This is a genomic window from Pseudomonas sp. 15A4 (assembly GCF_016925575.1).
Taxonomy (GTDB): Bacteria; Pseudomonadota; Gammaproteobacteria; order Pseudomonadales; family Pseudomonadaceae; genus Aquipseudomonas.
Genome location: NZ_CP068986.1, coordinates 4,109,317 through 4,130,397 on the forward strand (window position 1 = coordinate 4,109,317; position 21,081 = coordinate 4,130,397).

Annotated in this window: 19 protein-coding genes, 3 tRNA genes and 4 pseudogenes; 13 read left to right on the plus strand and 13 right to left on the minus strand. The window is 60.9% G+C overall.

Translation table 11 applies throughout. From position 1 onward, the window contains the following. Positions 1–4 precede the first annotated feature (4 nt). Positions 5–867: pseudogene (copD, locus tag JN403_RS18085) on the plus strand (copper homeostasis membrane protein CopD). A gap of 96 nt (positions 868–963) precedes the next feature. Continuing rightward, positions 964–2,061, plus strand: a complete 1,098-nt coding sequence (ada, locus tag JN403_RS18090; RefSeq protein ID WP_205483585.1) for a bifunctional DNA-binding transcriptional regulator/O6-methylguanine-DNA methyltransferase Ada — start codon at positions 964–966, stop codon at positions 2,059–2,061. Between the two features lie 56 nt (positions 2,062–2,117). Here the strand turns inward: ada and JN403_RS18095 are convergent, their stop codons facing one another. Further along, the gene (locus JN403_RS18095) at positions 2,118–2,393 is read right to left on the minus strand and encodes a type II toxin-antitoxin system RelE/ParE family toxin (protein WP_122537187.1); all 276 of its coding nucleotides are present in this window, start codon (positions 2,391–2,393) and stop codon (positions 2,118–2,120) included. Further along, positions 2,393–2,665 carry a ribbon-helix-helix domain-containing protein gene (locus JN403_RS18100; RefSeq protein ID WP_122537276.1) on the minus strand — a complete coding sequence of 91 codons (273 nt, stop codon included), beginning with the start codon at positions 2,663–2,665 and terminating at the stop codon, positions 2,393–2,395. The genes JN403_RS18095 and JN403_RS18100 overlap by 1 nt, the downstream gene beginning before the upstream one ends. 233 nt (positions 2,666–2,898) lie before the next feature. Between JN403_RS18100 and JN403_RS18105 the strand changes: the two genes are divergently transcribed. Then, entirely contained in the window at positions 2,899–3,348 is a 450-nt protein-coding gene (locus JN403_RS18105) for an antitoxin Xre/MbcA/ParS toxin-binding domain-containing protein (protein ID WP_240356665.1), read from the plus strand. Then, entirely contained in the window at positions 3,348–3,791 is a 444-nt protein-coding gene (locus tag JN403_RS18110) for an RES family NAD+ phosphorylase (protein ID WP_205483586.1), read from the plus strand. Before JN403_RS18105 ends, JN403_RS18110 begins: the two co-directional genes overlap by 1 nt. Here JN403_RS18110 and JN403_RS18115 read toward each other — a convergent pair whose 3' ends face one another. After that, positions 3,792–4,775, minus strand: coding sequence for an MDR family oxidoreductase (locus JN403_RS18115; protein ID WP_205483588.1), 984 nt, complete (start codon positions 4,773–4,775; stop codon positions 3,792–3,794). Positions 4,776–4,824: 49 nt separating this feature from the next. Continuing rightward, positions 4,825–5,463 carry a TetR/AcrR family transcriptional regulator gene (locus tag JN403_RS18120; protein WP_172612077.1) on the minus strand — a complete coding sequence of 213 codons (639 nt, stop codon included), beginning with the start codon at positions 5,461–5,463 and terminating at the stop codon, positions 4,825–4,827. A 92-nt stretch (positions 5,464–5,555) separates the two neighbouring features. On the opposite strand from JN403_RS18120, the pseudogene JN403_RS18125 reads away from it, so the two are divergent. The 8 genes and pseudogenes from JN403_RS18125 to JN403_RS18160 all read left to right on the plus strand — a co-directional run bounded on the left by JN403_RS18125 (position 5,556) and on the right by JN403_RS18160 (position 14,029). Further along, a pseudogene (locus JN403_RS18125) lies at positions 5,556–6,631 on the plus strand (nitronate monooxygenase family protein). Between the two features lie 139 nt (positions 6,632–6,770). Continuing rightward, positions 6,771–7,538, plus strand: a complete 768-nt coding sequence (gene modA, locus JN403_RS18130) for a molybdate ABC transporter substrate-binding protein (RefSeq protein ID WP_205483590.1) — start codon at positions 6,771–6,773, stop codon at positions 7,536–7,538. Then, positions 7,539–8,225, plus strand: a complete 687-nt coding sequence (modB, locus tag JN403_RS18135; RefSeq protein ID WP_205483592.1) for a molybdate ABC transporter permease subunit — start codon at positions 7,539–7,541, stop codon at positions 8,223–8,225. It abuts the gene before it with no gap. A gap of 5 nt (positions 8,226–8,230) precedes the next feature. Next, positions 8,231–9,311 (plus strand): annotated as a pseudogene (modC, locus tag JN403_RS18140) (molybdenum ABC transporter ATP-binding protein). Between the two features lie 103 nt (positions 9,312–9,414). Further along, positions 9,415–10,485 (plus strand): DNA topoisomerase IB, encoded by a 1,071-nt coding sequence (locus JN403_RS18145; protein ID WP_205483594.1) that lies wholly within the window; start codon positions 9,415–9,417, stop codon positions 10,483–10,485. Next, on the plus strand, positions 10,482–10,655 hold the full coding sequence (locus JN403_RS18150; protein ID WP_205483596.1) for a hypothetical protein: 174 nt from the start codon (positions 10,482–10,484) through the stop codon (positions 10,653–10,655). The genes JN403_RS18145 and JN403_RS18150 overlap by 4 nt, the downstream gene beginning before the upstream one ends. A 37-nt stretch (positions 10,656–10,692) precedes the next feature. Then, positions 10,693–13,365, plus strand: a complete 2,673-nt coding sequence (locus JN403_RS18155; RefSeq protein WP_205483597.1) for an excinuclease ABC subunit UvrA — start codon at positions 10,693–10,695, stop codon at positions 13,363–13,365. A 52-nt stretch (positions 13,366–13,417) separates the two neighbouring features. Continuing rightward, complete coding sequence (locus JN403_RS18160; protein WP_205483600.1) at positions 13,418–14,029, plus strand: DapH/DapD/GlmU-related protein; 612 nt, start codon at positions 13,418–13,420, stop codon at positions 14,027–14,029. A gap of 503 nt (positions 14,030–14,532) precedes the next feature. Here JN403_RS18160 and JN403_RS18165 read toward each other — a convergent pair. The 4 genes from JN403_RS18165 to JN403_RS18180 all read right to left on the minus strand — a co-directional run bounded on the left by JN403_RS18165 (position 14,533) and on the right by JN403_RS18180 (position 16,664). Further along, positions 14,533–15,588 carry an acyltransferase gene (locus tag JN403_RS18165; RefSeq protein ID WP_345945821.1) on the minus strand — a complete coding sequence of 352 codons (1,056 nt, stop codon included), beginning with the start codon at positions 15,586–15,588 and terminating at the stop codon, positions 14,533–14,535. A gap of 92 nt (positions 15,589–15,680) precedes the next feature. Then, complete coding sequence (locus tag JN403_RS18170; RefSeq protein WP_205483604.1) at positions 15,681–15,848, minus strand: hypothetical protein; 168 nt, start codon at positions 15,846–15,848, stop codon at positions 15,681–15,683. A 156-nt stretch (positions 15,849–16,004) separates the two neighbouring features. Continuing rightward, positions 16,005–16,358, minus strand: coding sequence for a hypothetical protein (locus tag JN403_RS18175; RefSeq protein WP_345945822.1), 354 nt, complete (start codon positions 16,356–16,358; stop codon positions 16,005–16,007). A gap of 219 nt (positions 16,359–16,577) precedes the next feature. Next, positions 16,578–16,664: transfer RNA gene (locus JN403_RS18180), tRNA-Leu, on the minus strand. Between the two features lie 231 nt (positions 16,665–16,895). On the opposite strand from JN403_RS18180, the gene sodC reads away from it, so the two are divergent. Next, positions 16,896–17,414: a superoxide dismutase family protein gene (gene sodC, locus JN403_RS18185; protein WP_205483606.1), complete on the plus strand. Its 519-nt coding sequence runs from the start codon at positions 16,896–16,898 to the stop codon at positions 17,412–17,414. Positions 17,415–17,587: 173 nt separating this feature from the next. On the opposite strand, the gene JN403_RS18190 is transcribed toward sodC, so the two are convergent. From JN403_RS18190 to uvrY, 5 genes and pseudogenes are all read right to left on the minus strand, one after another. Then, a tRNA-Cys gene (locus JN403_RS18190) sits at positions 17,588–17,661 on the minus strand. A 45-nt stretch (positions 17,662–17,706) separates the two neighbouring features. Then, a tRNA-Gly gene (locus JN403_RS18195) sits at positions 17,707–17,782 on the minus strand. 61 nt (positions 17,783–17,843) lie between these two features. Beyond that, a complete protein-coding gene (gene pgsA, locus JN403_RS18200; RefSeq protein ID WP_065990459.1) occupies positions 17,844–18,404 on the minus strand; it encodes a CDP-diacylglycerol--glycerol-3-phosphate 3-phosphatidyltransferase in 561 nt (186 codons plus the stop codon). A 32-nt stretch (positions 18,405–18,436) separates the two neighbouring features. Then, positions 18,437–20,259 (minus strand): annotated as a pseudogene (uvrC, locus tag JN403_RS18205) (excinuclease ABC subunit UvrC). Further along, entirely contained in the window at positions 20,260–20,904 is a 645-nt protein-coding gene (gene uvrY / locus JN403_RS18210; protein WP_065990451.1) for a UvrY/SirA/GacA family response regulator transcription factor, read from the minus strand. It lies immediately after the preceding pseudogene. Between the last annotated feature and the right edge of the window lie 177 nt (positions 20,905–21,081).

Consider the following 21,081-nt stretch of genomic DNA (forward strand, 5'->3'; position numbering starts at 1 on the left):
CCCCATGCACGAAGGAATGATCCTGTGCCGCTTCCTCCACTTCGGCGCAGTGCTGTTGCTGTTCGGGGTCGGCGCGTTTCGCAGCCTGTTGTTCGTCCCGTACCTGCTGGCTATTGAGGCCAGCCCAGGAGGACCTCGGCTGAGTCGGCTGCTCGTCTGGCTCGCCGCTGTTGCGCTGGCGAGCGCGCTGGCCTGGCTGATGCTGACGGCTGCTTACCTGAGCAGCGACTGGGACGGCGCGATCAATCCGTCCACCGTCGGGGGGTGCTGGGCAACACCTGGTTCGGGCACGTGTGGGTTATTCATCTGCTGCTGAACGCGCTGGTGGTCATCCTCCACCTCCGGGTCAAGCCAGGCATTTTGCTGGTCCTCAACACGCTGTTGCTGCTGACCCTGGCGCCGGTCGGCCACGGCGCGGTGTTCGATGGGCTGAAAGGCCAACTGTTGATCCTCAACCAGATGCTGCATTTGCTCGGCGTCGGCACCTGGCTCGGCGGATTACTGATGCTGGCCGTGCTGCTGAAGGATGATCATTGCGTCGACCTCGCAGCCGTATTGCGGCGTTTCAGCGGCATCGGCTACGGGCTGGTGGCGGTCATCATCGCCACGGGCCTGATCAACGTTCGTGCCCTCAGCGGCGGGTTCTGGCCTGAGCCTGCATTTGCCGGGTTTGGCCTGGTGCTCGCCGTGAAAGTAACGATGGTGTTGGGCATGCTGGTGCTGGCGGCACTGAACCGGCAATTGGCCAAGGCGGATAATCTTCCGGTGAGGCGCCTGAGGCTGAGCGTGTTGCTGGAAGGCCTGCTCGGCGCAGGTGCGCTGGCGGCGGTCTCGTTGCTCGGCACCTTGCCGCCGATGCTGGGCTGACGTTCAAAGCAAGAGTTTGAGCGCAAGACTCGGAGTGTCGTCCGCCATCGACGCCGCTACCCTACAGGCCATTGAACCGTCAGAGAGCCGCCGAAAATGAGCCGTCAGCCGAGCCGTCCGTCCGCCGAAAACGTCGAGCTCGATCCGCGCTGGAACGCCGTGTTGTCACGGGACGCCAACGCTGACGGGGAGTTCGTCTACGGCGTTCGCACCACGGGCGTTTACTGCCGGCCGAGCAGCAGCGCACGCTTGCCCCGCCCGGAAAACGTGGTGTTCTTTGCGACCGCCACCGAGGCCGAAGCCGCCGGGTTCCGCCCGAGCAAGCGCGCCACCGCCGATCGCACCGGTCTGGCCGAGCAGCATGCAGCCGTGGTCGCCGGGGCCTGCCGACTGATCGCCGAAGCAGAGTTGCTGCCGACCCTCACCGAGCTGGCCGCCCACGCCGACATGAGCCCCTGGCATTTCCACCGCGTCTTCAAAGCCGTCACCGGCCTGACACCCAAGGGCTACGCCAACGCGCACCGCGCTGGCAAGGTGCGCAGCAAACTGAAGGACAGCGGGCGCATCACCGACGCGATGTATGACGCCGGTTTCAATTCCAACAGCCGTTTTTACGAAGCCAGTGCCGGACTGCTGGGCATGAAGCCAACGGATTACCGCAGGGGCGGCGCCACGCTGGAGATCCGTTTTGCCGTCGGCGAGTGCTTTCTCGGTGCGATTCTGGTGGCCCAGAGTCCGTGCGGCGTGTGCGCCATTCTGCTCGGCGATGACCCCAACCGATTGGTGCAAGACCTGCAGGATCAGTTTCACAGCGCCACGCTGATTGGCGGCGATGCCGAGTTCGAGCGGCTGATGGCTGAGGTGGTGGGGTTTATCGAGGCGCCGAAGCTGGGCCTGAACCTGCCCCTGGATTTGCAGGGCACGGCGTTTCAGCAGCGGGTGTGGCAGGCCCTGGCGCAGATCCCGCCGGGCACGACCGCGAGCTACGCACAAATCGCCCAACGGATCGGTGCGCCGACGGCCAGTCGTGCGGTCGCCCTGGCCTGCGGGGCAAACCGCATTGCCGTGGCCATTCCCTGTCACCGGGTGGTGCGCAGCGACGGCGCGTTGTCGGGTTATCGTTGGGGTGTCGAACGCAAGCGCGCGTTGCTCACGCGTGAAGGTCAAGAAACGGAACCACAGCATTCACGCTGAGCTATTTTGATCGGTTTCAGCCCAGCTCAAACTTCAGTTCCGCTGCTTTCACGATCCTATCGATCCTCGCGGGTGTGCCACAGACGCAGCAGATAGATTGTGGAATTGGCTATCTCGTAGCGCATCTCGTAGTGGCCGATCTGGATTCTGCGCACATCCCTCGGTTCAAATTCTTCAAGGCGTTCGCCGATGCGTGGATTGACGAGCAGCGTAGTCGGTGCCGCCGTGAGTTGCTGCACGGTTCGTGCGGCGGCAGGCTGATTGGCCGCTGCCAGAAACTCATAGAGCCGGGCAATGTCGGAAAGCGCCTTGCTCGTCCACTTCAGTTCCATCAGCGTGGAACCGGCAACGGCGTGTCGGTGCTAAGGCTATCGGCCCAGGCCTGAACGGTCTGGTGGTCAATTACGTGACCAGCATCAACATCAGCCAATGCCTCCCGAGTCAGGCGACTGCGCTCTTCTTCCTGATCTATCCAGGCGGACAGGGCCTGTTTGACGATCCAGTTTTTGGAGCGTTCCAGCCGCTCCGCCATCAAATCGACTTTTTGTGCCAACGCCTCAGGAACGTGAGCCGTCACCGATCGGGTCTTTGCGGAAGTTGCCATGATAGGAAGGTCCTGACTGGAGACTGATTTAAAGTTAATCATAGTGAGTCATTAAAAATCGTCAAGAACAGGGTCAGCTGTCGGATTGCGCTGCACGCCATCCGTTAGTCGTTTCCGGCTAAAGCCGGCCCACCAGAGAAGCAAAGCATGCAAACGCCGGTAACAGCTTCTCGCTTGAGAAACCCTGACAGCGGCGTAAGGTCCCTGCACCGGACCTCACAAGGAGCATGGACGTGCCTTCGACTCTTCAAGCAGCGATAACCGACACCGCCCCCTCATTCTGGTTGATCGCCGACCAGCTCAACGCACGCAACGAAACCGAACGGCTGGACTACATACGCTCGGGCTTCCCGCCCGGCTGGGTCAAGGTGCTGCGTAACGCCTTCCACCTGAGCAACAGCCAGCTTGAGGCGCTGCTCGCGACCTCGCTCTCCACCCTGGAACGCCGCCAGCGTCAGCAACGGCCGCTGGACATTGTCGGCTCCGAACGCCTCGATCGGGTTGCCGCGCTCGCCACCCACGCCGCCGAACTCTTCGAAGACCAGAACACCGCCCGCCGCTGGATGGTGGCGCCAAACCGCGCGCTCAACGGGCAGACGCCGATTGCCCTGTGCGAAACCGAAATCGGCGCGCGGCAGGCACGCCGGGTGCTCAGCGCCCTGCAGCACGGCGGGGTCGTCTGATGCAGGCCTGGAGGATCAGCAAAGACAGTGCCGCGAACGATCTGTCCGGCCTGGGTGCCGCGCAGTTCGGCGGGCGCTGGAATCATGCCGACCAGCCTGCCGTCTACCTGGCGCTGAGCGCATCAGGCTGCGCGCTGGACACGCTCATTCAGTGCGCGAGCCTGCCGCAGCCGGGTTTCCAGCTCGTTCACCTGCAGTTGCCGGATGACCCGGCGCTGTATTGGCAGCCGGCCCTCGCCCAATTGCCGCCTGGGTGGGACGTCACGCCGGCGGACCGAACCAGCATGGACTTCGGCAGCGTCTGGCTGGAACGGCGCGAGCAGCTCGGACTCATCGTGCCCTCCGCGATCATCACCCACACGCGCAACCTGCTGCTCAATCCCCGTCACCCTGCCATGGCGCAGGTCAGGGTGCTCGACGTGCGCCCTTTCACCTGCGGCTGATCAGCGCTGGGTGTCGACCACGATTCTGCCGCGCACCTGCCCATCCATGAGCTGGTGCGCGGTTTCAACGACTTCACTCAAACCGATCTCTCGGCTGATCAACGGCAGCAGCGAGACATCGAGATCCCGGGCCAGACGCGCCCAGGCATCGATGCGGCCCTGGCGCGGGCGCATGACACTGTCGATACCGGCCAGCGTCACGCCGCGCAGTATGAACGGCGCCACCGACGCCGGAAAATCCATCCCCTGGGCCAGGCCGCAGGTTGCCACCGTGCCCCAATACCGTGTGCTGGCGCAGATATTGGCGAGCGTGTGACTGCCCACCGAATCGATCGCCCCGGCCCAGCGCTCTTTGGCCAGCGGGCGGCCCGGCTCGGCAAGGGTCGCGCGGTCGATGATTTCAGCGGCACCGAGGGACGTCAGGTATTCCCTCTCGCTCACGCGGCCGGTGGAGGCCACGACGCGATAACCGAGCTTGGCCAGCAACGCGATGGCGAAACTGCCGACACCGCCGTTGGCCCCGGTCACCAGCACCTCGCCCTTGTCCGGCGTCACGCCGTTTTTCTCCAGCGCCATGATCGCCAGCATCGCGGTGTACCCGGCCGTGCCGATGGCCATGGCCTGCGCTGGCGTAAAGGCGCTCGGCAGCGGGATCAGCCATTTGCCCTTCACCCGCGCCCGTTGCGCCAGGCCACCCCAATGGCCCTCGCCAACGCCCCAGCCGTTAAGCACTACTTGATCGCCTGGCTTGAAGTCCGGATCGCTGCTGTCCTCGACCGTGCCGGCCAGGTCCACCCCGGGCACCATCGGAAACTGTCGTACGATCGGCCCTTTGCCGGTGATCGCCAAGCCGTCCTTGTAATTCAGCGTGCTGTGACTGACACGCACCGTAACGTTGCCTTCGGGCAACTGAGCGTCGTCTATGTCCGTCAGCTCGGCGCGGTAGCCATTGTCGTCTTTGTTGATCAGGATGCCTTTGAACATGTCACTCACTCCTATTTAGACCGCTCGTCTATAAACAGATCTGAAGACATCAGCGCGGCAAGCCGCGCAGAAATCCGATAATGAAGGTGTTGAGCGGTTGCTCGTTCTGCACCAGTCGAGCCCGCAGCACAGCGCCCTCCCAGCCGATCCAGAAATACGCCGCCAGCTCTGAACAATCAGTGCGCGCAGGCAGTTCGCCTGCTGTGATGGCCGCCTTGAAGCACACCGTCAGGCGCGCCTGCCAGTCGAGGAAAACCTTTTCCAGCGCCTCGCGGAAGCCCGCTGGCAGGACGCTCACTTCCTGGCCCATGTTGCCGACCAGGCAGCCGCGGCGGAAATCGTGGCGGGCGATATTGACCTTCGACTCCTGAACGAACCCGGCCAGCCGTTCCAGCGGCGACAAGGTTTCATCCAGCAGCCAGCGATCCAGGCGCCGGGCGAAATAGCCGGCGTAGCTGTCGAGCACCGCGAGGCCGAAGACCTCTTTGCTGGCGAAGTAATGATAGAAAGAGCCTTTGGGCACGCCGACGCGCTTGAGGATGCCGTCAATGCCCGTGGCCATGAAGCCCTGCTCGGTCAGCACCTCGACCCCGCAGCGGATCAGCGCTTCGCGGGTGTCGAAGTCATCGGGGCGTGCCACTTTGGGTGGGCGGCCGGGGCGTCTGGGTTTTGCAATGATGTCGTTCATGGGGTTGCATATTAGACCGAGCGTCTATTAAATCAACCGCAACTTTTCAAGTGCTGCTATTCAGCAGCCTTTTCGCTATGGAGACTCTGCCGATGATCGCCTGGCCCGACACCCGCCTGCTCAAACTGCTGGACATTGAACTGCCCATCCTGCAAGCACCCATGGCCGGTGCGTCCGGCTCAGCCATGGCCGTTGCGGTGGGTAAAGCCGGCGGCCTGCCCTCGCTGCCGTGCGCCATGCTGACCCGGGCGCAGATTCGAGAAGAAGTGGCGCGAATACGCGCGGGCACCCATGCGCCGCTGAACCTGAATTTCTTCTGTCACTCGACGCCGCCCGCCGACCCGCAGGCGGATGCAGACTGGAAAAACCTGCTCAAGCCCTACTACGACGAATGGGGCGCCGACTTCGATGCTCCCACCCCCACCTCCAACCGCGCGCCGTTTGATGAGACGGCGTGCGCCTTGATCGAAGAGCTGCGCCCTGAAGTGGTCAGCTTTCATTTCGGCCTCCCGGATGCCGCGTTGCTGGCGCGAGTGAAGGCAACTGGCGCGAAGGTACTTTCCTCGGCGACCACCGTGGAAGAAGCCGTGTGGCTCGAAGCACGGGGGTGCGATGCGATCATCGCGATGGGCTACGAGGCCGGCGGCCATCGCGGCATGTTCCTCAGCGATCAGTTGCACACCCAGGTCGGAACGATGGCGCTGGTGCCGCAGATCGTCGATGCCGTGACGGTGCCGGTTATCGCCGCCGGTGGCATTGCCGACAGTCGCGGTATTGCCGCGGCGTTCATGCTGGGCGCGTCAGCGGTTCAAATCGGTACCGCCTACCTGTTCGCTCCGGAAGCCAAGACGTCGATGCTGCATCAGGCGGCACTGAGCCGCGCCCGGGACAGCCAGACCGCCATCACCAATATTTTCACCGGCCGCCCGGCCCGGGGTATTGTCAACCGCATCATGCGGGAGATAGGGCCCATGTCCGATACCGCGCCAGCGTTTCCACGGCGGGCGGCGCGCTGATGCCGTTGCGCAGCAAGGCTGAAGCCCGGGGTGACGACGGTTTCATGAATCTTTGGGCGGGTCAGGCAGTGGGCATCAAACACACGCTGTCGGCCGAAGAACTCACCCGAACGCTGGCCATCGGCGCCCTTGAGCGGCTGGCCGGGCGCTGAGCCAGCGATTCAAAACCCTGACGCGGCAAGTTCCGGCTATCGCACGGAGAAAAGTCGCTATATATTTCGCTGCATAGCGTTTGACCGGAGCACGGTTGGCGTTCCTTCCTTATTTCGTTCGCTAGCCCGGAGCCGTTCCATGCGCGCCGTTTCAAACCGCTTCACCCTCACCTCACTGGCCGTCGCCTTTGTCGCGCTGTCCTCGGGCACAGCGTTTGCCGATGAAGTCCAGGTGGCTGTCGCCGCCAATTTCACCGCGCCGATCCAGGCCATCGCCACGGATTTTGAAAAGGATACGGGCCATAAACTCGTGGCCTCGTTCGGCGCCACCGGCCAGTTCTACACCCAGATCAAAAATGGTGCGCCGTTCGAAGTGTTCCTCGCCGCCGATGACACCACCCCGGCCAAACTGGAAAGCGAAAACGAGACCGTGAAAGGCTCGCGCTTCACCTACGCGGTGGGCACCCTGGCGCTGTGGTCGGCGGAAGACGGCTATGTCGATGACAAGGGCCAAGTGCTGAAAGACGGCAAATTCCAACATCTGTCCATTGCCAACCCGAAAGCTGCTCCGTATGGCCTCGCCGCCACCCAGACCCTCGACAAACTGGGCCTGACCGACGCAACCAAAAGCAAGATCGTCGAAGGCCAAAGCATCGCCCAGGCCTACCAATTCGTGCAGACCGGCAACGCCGAACTGGGTTTCGTCGCCCTCTCCCAGGTGTTCAAGGATGGCAAGCTGACCGGTGGCTCGGCGTGGATCGTGCCGGCCAACCTGCATGAGCCCATCAAGCAGGACGCCGTGATCCTCAACAAAGGCAAAGACAACGCCGCCGCCAAGGCGCTGATGGAATACCTCAAGGGCCCGAAAGCCGCCGCGATCATCAAGTCCTACGGGTATCAGCTGTAAATGCTGCTGGGCAGCGCCGACCTCGCGGCCATCTGGCTGACGCTGAAACTGGCGTCCCTGACCACTGTGATTCTGCTGATCGTCGGCACGCCCATCGCGCTGTGGCTGGCTCACACCCGCTCATGGCTCAAAGGCCCTATCGGCGCGGTGGTGGCGCTGCCTCTGGTGCTGCCACCCACGGTGATCGGCTTTTATCTGTTGCTGCTACTCGGGCCGAACGGCGCGATCGGGCAGCTGACCCAAAGCCTCGGGCTCGGCACCCTGACCTTCAGTTTCACAGGGTTGGTGATCGGCTCGGTGCTGTATTCCCTGCCGTTCGTGGTGCAGCCCTTGCAGAACGCTTTCGCCGCCATCGGCCCTCGCCCCCTTGAAGTGGCGGCGACGCTGCGCGCAGGCCCGTGGGACACCTTCTTCTCGGTGATCCTGCCGCTGGCCCGTCCGGGTTTCATCACCGGGGCGATTCTGGGTTTCGCTCACACCGTGGGTGAGTTTGGCGTGGTGCTGATGATCGGCGGCAACATCCCGGAGAGAACCCGCGTCGTGTCCACGCAAATCTACAACCACGTTGAAGCGATGGAATATGCCCAAGCCCACTGGCTCGCCGGGGCGATGCTGGTGTTTTCCTTTGTGGTGCTGCTGGCGCTGTACTCCAGCGGCAAGGCCCGCTCGGCGTGGAGCGGCGCATGAGTTCGATGATCGATGTCCGACTGAAGGTGGATTACGCCGAGTTCGCCCTCGACGTCGACCTCAATCTGCCCGGTCGCGGGGTCACGGCGCTGTATGGCCATTCCGGTTCCGGCAAGACCACCTGCCTGCGTTGCATCGCAGGACTGGAAAAGGCGGCCGACGGGTATATCCGTGTCAACGGCGAGGTCTGGCAGGACAGCGCCAACAACGTCTTTCTTCCCCCACACAAACGCTCTCTGGGATACGTGTTCCAGGAAGCCAGCCTGTTTCCGCACCTCGACGTCGAGGGCAATCTGCGCTTCGGCCTCAAGCGCATTCCTGAACGGGACAGGCGCATTACGTTGCAGCAGGCGACCTCGCTGTTGGGCATCGATCATCTGCTCCAACGCGCGCCCGACAAACTGTCCGGCGGCGAGCGTCAGCGGGTCGGCATCGCCCGCGCGTTGCTGACCAGCCCGCGCCTGCTGCTGATGGACGAACCCCTGGCGGCGCTGGACGCGCAGCGCAAAAGCGAAATCCTGCCGTACCTCGAACGCCTCCACGACGAGCTGGATATTCCGCTGATCTACGTGAGTCACGCCCAGGATGAAGTGGCCAGGCTGGCCGACCATCTGGTATTGCTCAGCGACGGCAAAGCGCTGGCCAGCGGCCCCATCGGCGAAACACTGGCGCGGCTGGATCTGCCGCTGGCGATGGGCGACGACGCGGGCGTGGTGATCGAGGGAAGCGTGCAGGCTTACGACGCGGCCTATCAACTCATCACCGTCCGTTTGCCGCGCAGCGACCTGGAGTATCCGCGTCGCCCACTCCGCGTTGCTGCCTGGCAAGCCGCTTCGGCTCAAGGTGCAGGCGCGGGATGTGAGCCTCAGCCTGCAGCCGGACGCGCAAAGCAGCATACTCAATCGCCTGCCGGTGACGGTCATCGATGAGGTCGCCGCCGACAACACCGCCCATGTGCTGGTGCGCCTGGATGCCGACGGCTCGCCGCTGCTGGCGCGGATCACCCGGTATTCAAGGGATCAGCTGCAACTGGCGCCCGGGCAACGGCTCTGGGCGCAGATCAAGTCGGTGGCGCTGCTGGCGTAGTCCCGGCCCATCACCCATCGCACCCATCAGGCACACATTTATTCGGCACGACTGCGCAGCGCAACGGTCAATGCAAAAAGACCCGCATTCAGGACTGCCTTTCATGCCGGACACAATCCACAGCGAAGACCTGCCCAAAGATCTGCATTACGTCGACGACAGCCAGCCCGGATTTACCCGCAAGATCCTGCGCCGCAAGTTCGCCTACTTCGACACCGACGGCCAGCGCATCCGCGACGAAGACGAGATCAAGCGCATCAATGCGCTGGTCATCCCGCCGGCGTACACCGACGTGTGGATCTGTGCTGATCGCCAAGGCCATCTGCAAGCCACCGGCCGCGACGCGCGCGGGCGCAAGCAGTACCGCTACCACCCGCGCTGGCGCGAGATTCGCGACGAGAACAAATATTCGCGGATGATCGCCTTCGGCAAGGCCCTGCCCAAAGTGCGCAAACAGCTGGAAACCCAGCTGGCGAAACCTGGCATGGGCCGCGAGAAGGTCATGGCGGCGGTGCTGTCGTTGCTGGACCAGACGCTGATCCGGATCGGCAACAGCCAGTACGCCCGGGACAACCGCTCCTACGGCCTGACCACGCTGCGCAATAAGCACGTCGACGTGAAGGGCAGCAAGATCTTCTTCGAGTTTCGCGGCAAGAGTGGTGTCGAGCACCGCCTCAGCGTCACCGACCGGCGCCTGGCGAACATCATCAAGCGCTGCATGGAATTGCCAGGCCAGAATCTTTTTCAATATCTGGACGACGACGGCCAACGGCACACCGTTTCCTCCCACGACATCAACCAGTACCTGCACACACTGACCGGCGCCGACTTCACCGCCAAGGACTACCGGACCTGGGCCGGCAGCGCGATGGCGCTGGCGACCCTGCGCAAGTTGCACTGGGAACCGGAAGCGGACGCGAAGAAACACGTCGTGTCCATGGTCAAGGAAGTCGCTCGATTGCTGGGCAACACGCCGGCCGTCTGCCGCAAGTGCTACATCCACCCCGCCGTGCTGGAAGCCTTTGCGATGGGCGAACTGGCCAAGCTGCCGCGCATCCGCCAGCGCAAGGGTCTGCGTCTGGAGGAAGTGGCGCTGGCCGGTTTCCTTCAGGGCCTGCAGGCCGCCGAGGTCATTCGTGAAGCATCCGAAGAATTGACAGGAGAAACAGCATGACCGCACACGACGCTCATATCCCCGGCGAAAAACTCAACGACCCGGACGCGCGCCCTGCCGACGTGGCCGACGACCGCGACCGCACCGACGACGTACGTGAAGACGAGCCGCTGACCGGCGGCGACAACGATGACGCCGGGCACACCCCCAAGGTGCCTCTCGCCGAGTAAACCCGTTCTTGCATTTCAGGATTCAAAGGCCTCACCCATGACCACACCGCCGTACCTGCCAGACGACACCCGCCCTTCTTCCTTCACCGTAGATGCCAACCGCCCCGGATTCGTCCGGGTCCGCGGTGCCCGTGAGCACAACCTCAAGGACGTGGACGTCGACATCCCCCGCGATGCACTGGTGGTGTTCACCGGCGTCTCGGGGTCCGGCAAATCCTCGCTGGCGTTTTCCACTCTGTACGCCGAAGCCCAACGCCGGTACTTCGAATCCGTCGCACCCTACGCCCGGCGCCTCATCGATCAAGTCGGCGTGCCCGACGTCGACTCGATCGAAGGTCTGCCGCCCGCCGTCGCGCTGCAGCAACAACGCGGCACGCCGAGCACGCGCTCCTCCGTCGGCAGCGTGACGACCCTGTCCAGCCTGATCCGCATGCTCTATTCCCGCGCGGGAACTTATCCGCCGGGCCAGCCCATGCTCTACGCCGAAGACTTTTCGCCCAACCTGCCCCAGGGCGCCTGCCCCGAGTGCCACGGCCTGGGCCGGGTCTATGAGATTCCCGAAGAGCTGATGGTGCCGGACGATTCCCTGACCATCCGCCAGCGCGCCATTGCTGCCTGGCCCTCGGCATGGGGCGGCCAGAACCAGCGCGACATCCTGGTCACCCTGGGCTACGACGTCGATAGGCCTTGGCGCGACCTGCCGAAAAAAGACCGGGACTGGATTCTGTTCACCGACGAACAGCCCAACGTGCCGGTCTACGCCGGCCTGACGCCTGAAGAGACGCGTCTGGCGATCAAGCGCAAGCTCGAGCCCAGCTACCAGGGCACCTTCACCGGCGCCCGTCGCTACGTGCAGCACACCTTTGCCACTACCCAAAGCGCGCTGATGAAAAAGCGCGTCTCGCGGTTCATGCGCGGCAGCCCGTGCCCGCTGTGCGACGGCAAACGCCTGAAGCGCGAAGCACTGTCGGTGACGTTTGCTGGCCTGGATATCGGCGAGTTGTCGCAGATGCCGCTGCTGCGGTTGGCGGAAGTCCTGCGCCCGGTGGCTGCGGGCGTCTTCGCGGATGAAGATCGCGACACCGCCGTGCTGGATCGCGAACAGCGGGCGAAAGCGAAAAACAAGCGGGTCAGCAAAGGCGGCTCGGCCCACGATGCCGCACCCGACGTGCGCGCCACGCCGAACCTGTCCGTCGAGAAGCGCCTCGCCGCTCAGCGCATCGCTCAGGATTTGCTGGCACGGGTCAGCACCCTCACCGAACTGGGGCTCGGTTACCTGGCGCTGGATCGCAGCACGCCGTCGCTGTCGTCCGGTGAACTGCAGCGTCTGCGCCTGGCGACACAATTGGGCTCGCAGCTGTTTGGTGTGATCTACGTGCTGGACGAGCCCTCTGCAGGCCTGCACCCGGCGGACAGCGAAGCGCTGTTCACGGCGTTGCAGCAACTCAAGGCGTCCGGAAACTCGCTGTTCGTTGTCGAGCACGATCTTGAAACCATGCGCCGCGCCGACTGGCTGATCGACGTCGGCCCTGCCGCCGGCGAGCATGGCGGACATGTGCTGTACAGCGGCCCTCCCGCAGGTCTGGCCGAAATCGAAGCCTCGCAAACGGGTCGTCATCTTTTCGCCGAGCATTCCGCACTGAGTTCGACAAGAAGGCAGCCGACCGACTGGCTGCGCCTGGAAGGCATCACCCGCAACAACCTCAATGAGCTGAGCGCTGAATTCCCGCTGGGCTGCTTCACCTCGGTGACCGGCATCTCCGGCTCGGGCAAGTCCAGCCTAGTCAGCCAGGCATTGCTGGAGCTGGTGGGCGCAGAGTTGGGGCGCCCGGTCGCGGAAGTCGAAGCGGAAGAATCCAGCCTGGAAGACGACGCACCGCAACCCACCGGCGGCCACATCGCCGGTGGCATGAGCGTGGTCAAGCGGCTGGTGCAGGTTGACCAGAAACCCATCGGCCGCACCCCGCGCTCCAATCTGGCGACCTACACCGGGCTGTTCGACAACGTGCGCAAACTGTTCGCCGCGACGCCCGACGCGCAGAAGGCCGGCTACGACGCCGGGCAGTTCTCGTTCAACGTCGCCAAAGGCCGCTGCCCGGTGTGCGAAGGCGAAGGGTTCGTCAGCGTGGAATTGCTCTTCATGCCCAGCGTCTACGCGCCCTGCCCGACCTGCCATGGTGCGCGCTATAACCCTGACACCTTGGCGATCAAGTGGAATGGGTTGAATATCGCCGACGTGTTGCATCTGACGGTTGAACAAGCGGTGGACGTCTTCGCCGAACAACCCGGCGTGCTGCGCTCGCTGACTGTGCTGCGTGATATTGGTCTGGGCTATCTGCGCCTCGGTCAGCCTGCGACTGAACTGTCCGGCGGTGAGGCCCAACGCATCAAACTGGCAACGGAGCTACAGCGCAGTCAACGCGGCGCCACGTTGTACGTGCTCGACGAGCCGACCACGGGGCTGCACCCCACTGATGTGGATCGGCTGCTGACGCAGTTGAATGCGTTGGTGGATGCGGGGCACAGCGTGATTGTGGTGGAGCATGAAATGCGCGTGGTTGCCCAGAGTGACTGGGTGATCGACATCGGCCCGGGCGCTGGGGACAAGGGCGGGAATGTGGTGGCGTGCGGTACGCCTGAGGTGGTTGCCGAGGTGGCAGAGAGCCGGACGGCGCCGTTTTTGCGAAAGGTGTTGGGTGGTGAGGCTTGAGGGCCGGCACTGTCCATTGCCCGCGCACGGCAATCAATAGATGAGGAAATTTATGGACAACCCAGAAATTGGTGCCTTTGTCGCCGGTTGGTCCGCGACGGGCTCTCAAGGCTCATTTGCCTGGCTTGTCACCCAGGACTGCGAACATCAGGTGCAGGCGTTGATGCCGAACCTGGGACCCGGCTTCCGACGCGTCGGCGACAGCGTCATCCACGAAACCGCCGTGGTGGAGACAGGTGCGGTGCTCAAAGGCCCGGTCATCATCGGAGAACGATCGTTCGTAGCGGCGGGGGCTTACTTGCGTGGCGGCGTTTACCTCGGCAACGACTGCATTGTTGGCCCAAGCTGCGAAATCAAAAGCAGTTTCATGCTGGCCGCGAGCAAGCTGGCCCACTTCAACTTTGTCGGCGACTCCATCATCGGTGAGCGGGTGAATATCGAGGCAGGTGCAATCGTCGCCAATTACCGTAACGAACTGGACGGTGCCCCGATCAGAATTCTCTATGAAGACTGGGTCATCGAGACCGGCGTGAGGAAATTCGGCGCATTGATTGGTGACGGCTGCAAGATTGGCGCGAACGCAGTGATTGCTCCCGGAGCGATACTCCGGCCAGGCACCTTGGTGCCGCGTCTGGCCCTGATTGATCAGTACGCCGCCCTGTAGGAGCCGGCTTGCTGGCGAACACGGTGGTTGAGATCAACCCCCGTGGCATCTAAATGGGGGACTAGATTTGAAAACGCCTAGTTCGGCCTCGCGGGGGAGCGGTGTTGCCACTAAGTTAGGCGAAGGGATTGCGGCAATTTTTGGAGGTTGAGGAAACATAAACACAAAAAAGGCGCTTCGGATTGCTCCGCAAGCGCCTGCTTTAAAATGGTGCCCCGTGCTGGAGTCGAACCGATCGGCCAAGAACCAGTGTTTTAAAGACCACCCCACGTATCCACTCGGCCAGATGAAAAAAGGAACAGTGACGGCCGCCACTGCAAACAAGGGGATTGAAGTGATTTCAACCCAGCAACTCGAGGCTCAAAAGTCCCTCAAGTGGCTCTGCCAAAATAAGAAGCTCTTTGCTCGAAGGGCTTTGTGCTGAGGGTGCTGAAATTTGTAGTCAATTCACAGTCCGGGCAAAAAAATACCCGCACAGGGCGGGCATAATTAATTAAGTGGTGTTAAGTCCGGATTACCGACCTCTGCATGCGATGTCGCAGCTTTTCAAGCGGACTTTCAATCAGATAAAACATTAACGCACCAACAGCTATGGACACCAGTATGGAAACAACCGTCCACGGAATGCTGTCGGCGCGCCCTACAACAATGACGTAAAAAACAAATATATGAATCAAGTATATAGAATAGCTCCATGCGCCGAGCTTTTTGAGAAACACACTTCGCAAAAGTGAACCGATAAAACCTTTACCATCAGCAAGGGCTATCACAAATACCGCCCACAACAACGAGTAAATGACAAACTTATTCATCAGCCAGTTATCTATGGGCATGCCGAAGATGACGTTTCTTGGAACCGGAAAACTCAAAGTAATAAGCAGAATCACCGCACCACCTAAAATCGTGGATAACCTACCAATAATTTTATCTCTAAATTCAGAGTGAGCAATGGCGCAGGACGAGCCTATGGTGAAGCTTGAGATATACCATCGCGTATCCAAACTATTCTCAGGGGTAAGCCAAAAAGGCCAGATGGCTTGCTCGCCAGCGATAAGCGCTAATGTGACAACCATGCATATCGCCAACCCGAATCTCTGGTAGAGAAATATTAGCAGTGATGCGATAAAAGGAAGTGCGAGGTAGAATTTGAACTCGACTGGTATAGTCCATAGATGCCCAGCCATAGACTGAAAGCTTACCACCCGAAAAACGTCATGCATTGAAGTAATGCCAAGCATTCCCGCGGAATAATATATGAGAACCGAGATCAGGAACAAAGGTAGAATCCTGAGCACCCTCCCAAGCGCATATTCAAATAATGACCTTACGCTGAAGCCCGACCTCGCAAATTTAGCAGTGAGCAGAAATGCACTCAGAACAAAGAATAACCAGACACCTATCTTCCCCGTCCCTGACAAATACACACCAACCGAACTGTGGAATATCTGTACGCTATGGATAACTATTACAATGAGACATGCGAGGCCTCTTATGCCATCGGCTCCTTCAAATCGTTTCTGCATTGCCACCCCTCTAGTCCGGAGCGCACAAACTACCATTATGCAGAACGAAACTCTCGCATTATCGTAATTTGGCTAAAGTGTCGCGTTCAGCGTTGATAGAGGCCACGGCTGCTGGCGCGGCGGCGATTTCAGGCATTGCTGGCGTGATGGGCCAGGTCGGCGACGATGGCCAGGAAGCCTGCGTAGCGACCTTCCCGAGCGCGCGATACGAGCCGGATGCCGAACTGAGGGATCAGATGATCCAACACACCATTGATGTAACTGAGGGCCACATCAAGGCGTGTGAGGCGGAACACTTCCAGTCCGAACCGTGTCCATCCTCTGGTACATCTCAGCACTGACGTTTTCGTCGAGGTAATAATTTAGGTCAATCCGACAGGAAGCCCGCGTTTAGGCAAGGTTTTCAAGCGCTGCCTTAACCATCGGCTCAGTGGCTAGATTGGACGGTGCCGTCATGTTTTATCCTCGGCGTAGATGCTCGCGCTGATGATCGCCCCTCCCCAGCACCGCCGGCCGATGCAGATCCGCACTGGGTTACCGTTGGGGGGCGTGTTGTTGGCGGACCCGAAGGCATAGGCAGTCAGGTTTTCGGGGGCACCGCTTTGCTTTACTCCGGACAATCGGGGGCTGAGCAGCTGAATCACACCGCTCCCTGACACTATCGGGACGATGCGAAGCTCGCGGGTGCCACCGAGCTCATAGCTGTTAGCAGATTCGTTTTTGCGGTTGCGAAAGATGGCGAAGCGCATGCCTATACGGTCAAGGCGTTTGATTTCCTGATAGAACCCTTCAAGCGTGGCCTTCAAAGCTCTGAAAGCCTCCCATACCTAGCCGGAGTCGATCTGCCTGAGGTGCCCCGGCCAAATTTCCCGGCACGCACCGTGGCCATGACGGAAAATTACATCAGGAACCGGAAAGGCAAGAAAATCACCTCCACAAAGTGAATTGCGGAAAGAATGCTCGATTGCGGAAATTCAGAAACAAAAAAGGCGCTTCGGATTACTCCGTAAGCGCCTGATTCTAATTGGTGCCCCGAGCCGGAGTCGAACCGGCACATCCTTTCGGACGACGGATTTTAAGTCCGGTGTGTCTACCAATTTCACCATCAGGGCGGTAGCACATATCAACCTTGACCTTCGCGCGTCGTATCGCGAGGCCAGCCGACAAGAGTGGGGAATATATACACCCCGGGGCCTGGAGGCAAGTTCAAAGCTTTCGGATTCAATTGGTTACGTTTGTTTGTCGTCGCAAACTCGATAGGTTGTCTATGCTCTCTCCCCACACAGGGCGACCCGCTGTGCGGCTGTCTTGCTACTTTCTTCGAAGAATCAAATGAGGTGTCTATGAAATCCGCTTTGTGGCTTGGCCTGATTGGAGCATTTACGGTGAGCGCTCAGGCGGCGTCGCTCAATGTCCCGATGAACCTGGTGAGCGCTGACGGCGCCCCACAGCCTGTTGGCGAGGTGACCATCAGCGAGACCGCTTACGGGTTGGTGTTTACCCCCGAGCTAAAATCGCTGCCCGCCGGGATTCATGGTTTTCATGTGCACGAAAAGGCGAGTTGCGATTCGGGCATGAAAGACGGCAAAAAAGTCGCGGCACTCGCAGCAGGCGGCCATTTTGACCCGGCCAGCACCGGCAAGCATCTGGGGCCATACGGCGAGGGCCACCTGGGTGATCTGCCGGCGGTCTACGTCAACGCCGATGGGGTGGCCAACTATCCAGTGCTCGCACCCCGCCTGAAGAAGATTTCCGAGATCAAAGGTCACGCGCTCATGATCCATGTCGGCGGCGACAACCACTCCGACAAGCCTATGCCATTGGGCGGTGGCGGTGATCGCATGGCGTGCGGCGTCATCTGATCGAGCTCACGCGCCCTTGGCGGCAACTGACCGGGTGGCGAAGAAGAGTGGATGGGATGCGGGCTATCGTTTCTCAACGTGTTGCGGAAGCGATGGTTGGAGTTGCGGAAGTGATTCACCAAACGCCACCCACAAAAAAACCCGTAAGACGTTGATCTTACGGGCTTTAAATGTGGAGGCCGAGGTCGGAATCGAACCGGCGTAAGCGGATTTGCAATCCGCGGCATAACCATTTTGCTACTCGGCCTCAAACGCTCAACGATCCAACCACTACCGCTAAACGCATACAAACTGGAGCGGGAAACGAGACTCGAACTCGCGACCCCGACCTTGGCAAGGTCGTGCTCTACCAACTGAGCTATTCCCGCTTTGTGTGGGCGCCATTCTATACACTCAAATGACCCCGTCAACCCCTTGATTTAAAAATACTTATTTTTCATCGGTGGTCGTGCGCAGATGCGGCCATGCGGCCCGCAGGTACTGCACCATCGACCACAGCGTCAGGCCCGCCGCGATCATCAATAGCACGTAACCCAACACAACCCAAAAGGTGAACGCAGGCGGATTGGCCAGCAGAATGACCAGCGCGAGCATCTGCGCAGCGGTTTTCCATTTGCCTAGATTCGATACGGCCACTTGTGCCCGAGCACCCAGTTCAGCCATCCACTCGCGCAAGGCGGAGATGACGATCTCGCGCCCGATGATCACGGCAGCTGGCAGGGTCAGCCAGAGGTTGGCGTGAGCTTGCACCAGCAATACCAGCGCAACGGCCACCATCAGTTTGTCGGCCACCGGATCGAGAAAGGCCCCGAACGGCGTGCTTTGCTCCAGGCGTCTGGCCAGGTATCCGTCCAGCCAATCGGTCGCGGCTGCCAGTGCGAATACCGAACTGGCGGCCATGTAGCTCCAGTGGTACGGCAGATAGAACAACAGAATGAAGATCGGAATCAGCAGGACACGTAATACGGTGATCAGATTAGGGATATTCATCGGCACAACTGGCTACGAGGTGAGCGAGCATTCTACTCGCTGTGCAGGTTTGCATAAATCGACTCTGCGAGCTTTTTGCTGATTCCCGGCGCCTTGGCGATTTCTTCGATGCTGGCCCGGGACAACTCCTGGAGTCCTCCGAAGTGCTTGAGCAGATCGCGACGACGGGTCGGGCCTACGCCTGCCACCCCTTCCAGGGTTGAAGTGCGACGGGTTTTGCCACGCCGCGCACGGTGCCCGGTGATCGCGAACCGGTGCGCCTCGTCGCGGATTTGCTGGATCAGGTGCAGCGCGGGGGAATCGCCCTTGAGGGTGAACTCATGGGCCGCGTCATTCAAGTACAGCGTCTCGAAACCGGCTTTGCGCGTAGCGCCCTTGGCAACACCCAATAAAATGAGATCGGGTATGGCCAGCTCGTTCATCACGTCACGGGCCATGCTCAACTGGCCCTTGCCGCCATCCACCAGCAGGATGTCCGGCAATTTGCCTTCGCCGTCCTTGATTCTGCTGAAGCGACGGGTGAGCGCCTGGTGCATGGCGGCGTAGTCATCTCCCGCCGTAACGCCTTCGATGTTGTAGCGGCGGTAATCAGATTTGATCGGACCCTCGGGACCGAATACCACGCACGACGCTACCGTTGCTTCGCCACTGGAATGGCTGATGTCATAGCATTCCAGGCGCTGCGGCGGCTCATCCAGCTTAAGCACTTGAGCCAATGCTTCAAAGCGTGCGGTGACGTGCTGACGATTAGCGAGCCGCGCCATCAGCGCTTGCTCCGCATTGGTCACGGCCAGTTGCTGCCAGCGCGCGCGGGTGCCACGCACCCGGTGGCTGATAACGATTTCACGGCCGCGCGAAGCATCGATCGCGTCGATCAGCGCCGGAAAATCCTCGCTGACCACGTTGACGATGACTTCGCCCGGCAATTCGCGCTCGCCGCCGCCCAGGAAATACTGGGCCAGGAAGGCAGACATGACTTCGCCCACCTCCTCCTCGATCCCGACCTGGGGAAGAAATTCTTGCTGCCCAGCACTCGCCCGCCACGCACGCTGATCAAGTGCACGCAGGCGCCGCCCGGATTGACGAACGCCGCCACCACGTCAACGTCGCCGGTGCCGCCGTCCATGCTCTGCTGGTCCTGCACACGACGCAGCAGACCAATCTGGTCACGCAGCTCGGCGGCGTGCTCGAAATCCAGATTCATCGCCGACTTTTCCATCAGCGCGTTCAGCTCGTCGGTGAGGGCGTTGCTGCGCCCCTCAAGAAACATCACCGAGTGACGCACGTCCTCGTTGTAGACCTGAGGCTCGACGAGGTTCACGCAGGGCGCCTTGCAGCGCTTGATCTGATACTGCAGGCAAGGCCGGTTGCGGTTCTTGTAGAAGCTGTCTTCGCACTGACGAACATGGAAGGTCTTCTGCAGAATGCTCAGGCTTTCGCGAATCGCACCGGCGCTAGGGTAAGGCCCGAAGTAGCGGCCCTTGGCCTTTTTGGCACCACGATGAATGCTCAGCCGGGGAAATTCGCCGTCGGACAGGTGCACATACGGGTAGGACTTGTCGTCGCGCAACAGGATGTTGTACGGCGGACGCGACTCCTTGATCAGGGTTTGTTCCAGCAGCAACGCCTCGGTTTCGTTGGCGGTGATGGTGGTTTCAACCTGAGCGATCCGCGCGACCAGCGCCCCGGTTTTCGGGGCATGGCCGGTCTTGCGGAAATAGCTGGCGAGGCGTTTCTTTAAATTCTTGGCCTTGCCGACGTACAGCAGTTTGCCGTCGATATCGAACATTCGATATACGCCGGGGCGGCCACTGCAGGTGGACAGAAAAGCACTGGGATCAAACGGTTGAGTCATTTATGCGCTGGCGTCGACCATGCCGTGACGAACGGCCAGCAGGGCCAGCTCAACGTCACTGCTGATCGACAGCTTCTCGAATATGCGGTACCGGTAGGTATTCACGGTTTTGGGAGACAGGCAGAGCTTGTCGGAAATTGTCTGCACTTTCTGGCAGCCGACAATCATAAGGGCAATCTGGATTTCCCGCTCGGACAAGAGGTCGAACGGCGAATTGCTGGTCTGCGGCTGGAACGACTTGAGCGCCAGTTGCTGGGCGATCTGCGGGCTGATGTAGCGCTGCCCCGCGAACACCAGGCGAATGGCCTGAACCATTTCGGTCAGACCAGCGCCTTTGGTCATGTATCCCGCCGCGCCGGCTTGCAGCAGCCGTGTGGGAAACGGGTCTTCTTCGCACACCGTCACCGCCACCACCTTCATGTCGGGGTGGCTGCGGATGAGTTTGCGCGTGGCTTCCAGCCCGCCGATGCCGGGCATCTTGACGTCCATCAGCACGACATCGGGTTTCAGCTCGCGGGCCTTCTGCAACGACTCTTCGCCGGACTCGGCCTGTCCCACCACCTGCAAGCCTTCAATGTCGGCCAGCATGCGCGTGATACCTGTCCGAACCAGATCGTGGTCATCGACAACCAGCACCCTAATCAAGCAGACACCTCACCGAGCAATTCATGACAACTACCCGCCACGTTAACAAAAAGAAAGTAAGCGACCTGCTCTGGAGCACTGCTTGTGCATGTGTGCCAGATGATCTGTAACAGTGCCGACAAACTATCATCATCGACCCGAAAACTTGATAAAAATCTTCAAACGCCTGACCGCTGC

Excerpts from the sequence above, each read along its gene's own strand:
- ada (WP_205483585.1), top strand. The coding sequence starts at position 964 with ATGAGCCGTCAGCCGAGCCGTCCGTCCGCCGAAAACGTCGAGCTCGAT.
- JN403_RS18095 (WP_122537187.1), bottom strand. The coding sequence starts at position 2,393 with ATGGAACTGAAGTGGACGAGCAAGGCGCTTTCCGACATTGCCCGGCTC.
- JN403_RS18100 (WP_122537276.1), bottom strand. The coding sequence starts at position 2,665 with ATGGCAACTTCCGCAAAGACCCGATCGGTGACGGCTCACGTTCCTGAG.
- JN403_RS18110 (WP_205483586.1), top strand. The coding sequence starts at position 3,348 with ATGCAGGCCTGGAGGATCAGCAAAGACAGTGCCGCGAACGATCTGTCC.
- JN403_RS18115 (WP_205483588.1), bottom strand. The coding sequence starts at position 4,775 with ATGTTCAAAGGCATCCTGATCAACAAAGACGACAATGGCTACCGCGCC.
- JN403_RS18120 (WP_172612077.1), bottom strand. The coding sequence starts at position 5,463 with ATGAACGACATCATTGCAAAACCCAGACGCCCCGGCCGCCCACCCAAA.
- modA (WP_205483590.1), top strand. The coding sequence starts at position 6,771 with ATGCGCGCCGTTTCAAACCGCTTCACCCTCACCTCACTGGCCGTCGCC.
- modB (WP_205483592.1), top strand. The coding sequence starts at position 7,539 with ATGCTGCTGGGCAGCGCCGACCTCGCGGCCATCTGGCTGACGCTGAAA.
- JN403_RS18145 (WP_205483594.1), top strand. The coding sequence starts at position 9,415 with ATGCCGGACACAATCCACAGCGAAGACCTGCCCAAAGATCTGCATTAC.
- JN403_RS18150 (WP_205483596.1), top strand. The coding sequence starts at position 10,482 with ATGACCGCACACGACGCTCATATCCCCGGCGAAAAACTCAACGACCCG.
- JN403_RS18155 (WP_205483597.1), top strand. The coding sequence starts at position 10,693 with ATGACCACACCGCCGTACCTGCCAGACGACACCCGCCCTTCTTCCTTC.
- JN403_RS18160 (WP_205483600.1), top strand. The coding sequence starts at position 13,418 with ATGGACAACCCAGAAATTGGTGCCTTTGTCGCCGGTTGGTCCGCGACG.
- JN403_RS18165 (WP_345945821.1), bottom strand. The coding sequence starts at position 15,588 with ATGGTAGTTTGTGCGCTCCGGACTAGAGGGGTGGCAATGCAGAAACGA.
- sodC (WP_205483606.1), top strand. The coding sequence starts at position 16,896 with ATGAAATCCGCTTTGTGGCTTGGCCTGATTGGAGCATTTACGGTGAGC.
- pgsA (WP_065990459.1), bottom strand. The coding sequence starts at position 18,404 with ATGAATATCCCTAATCTGATCACCGTATTACGTGTCCTGCTGATTCCG.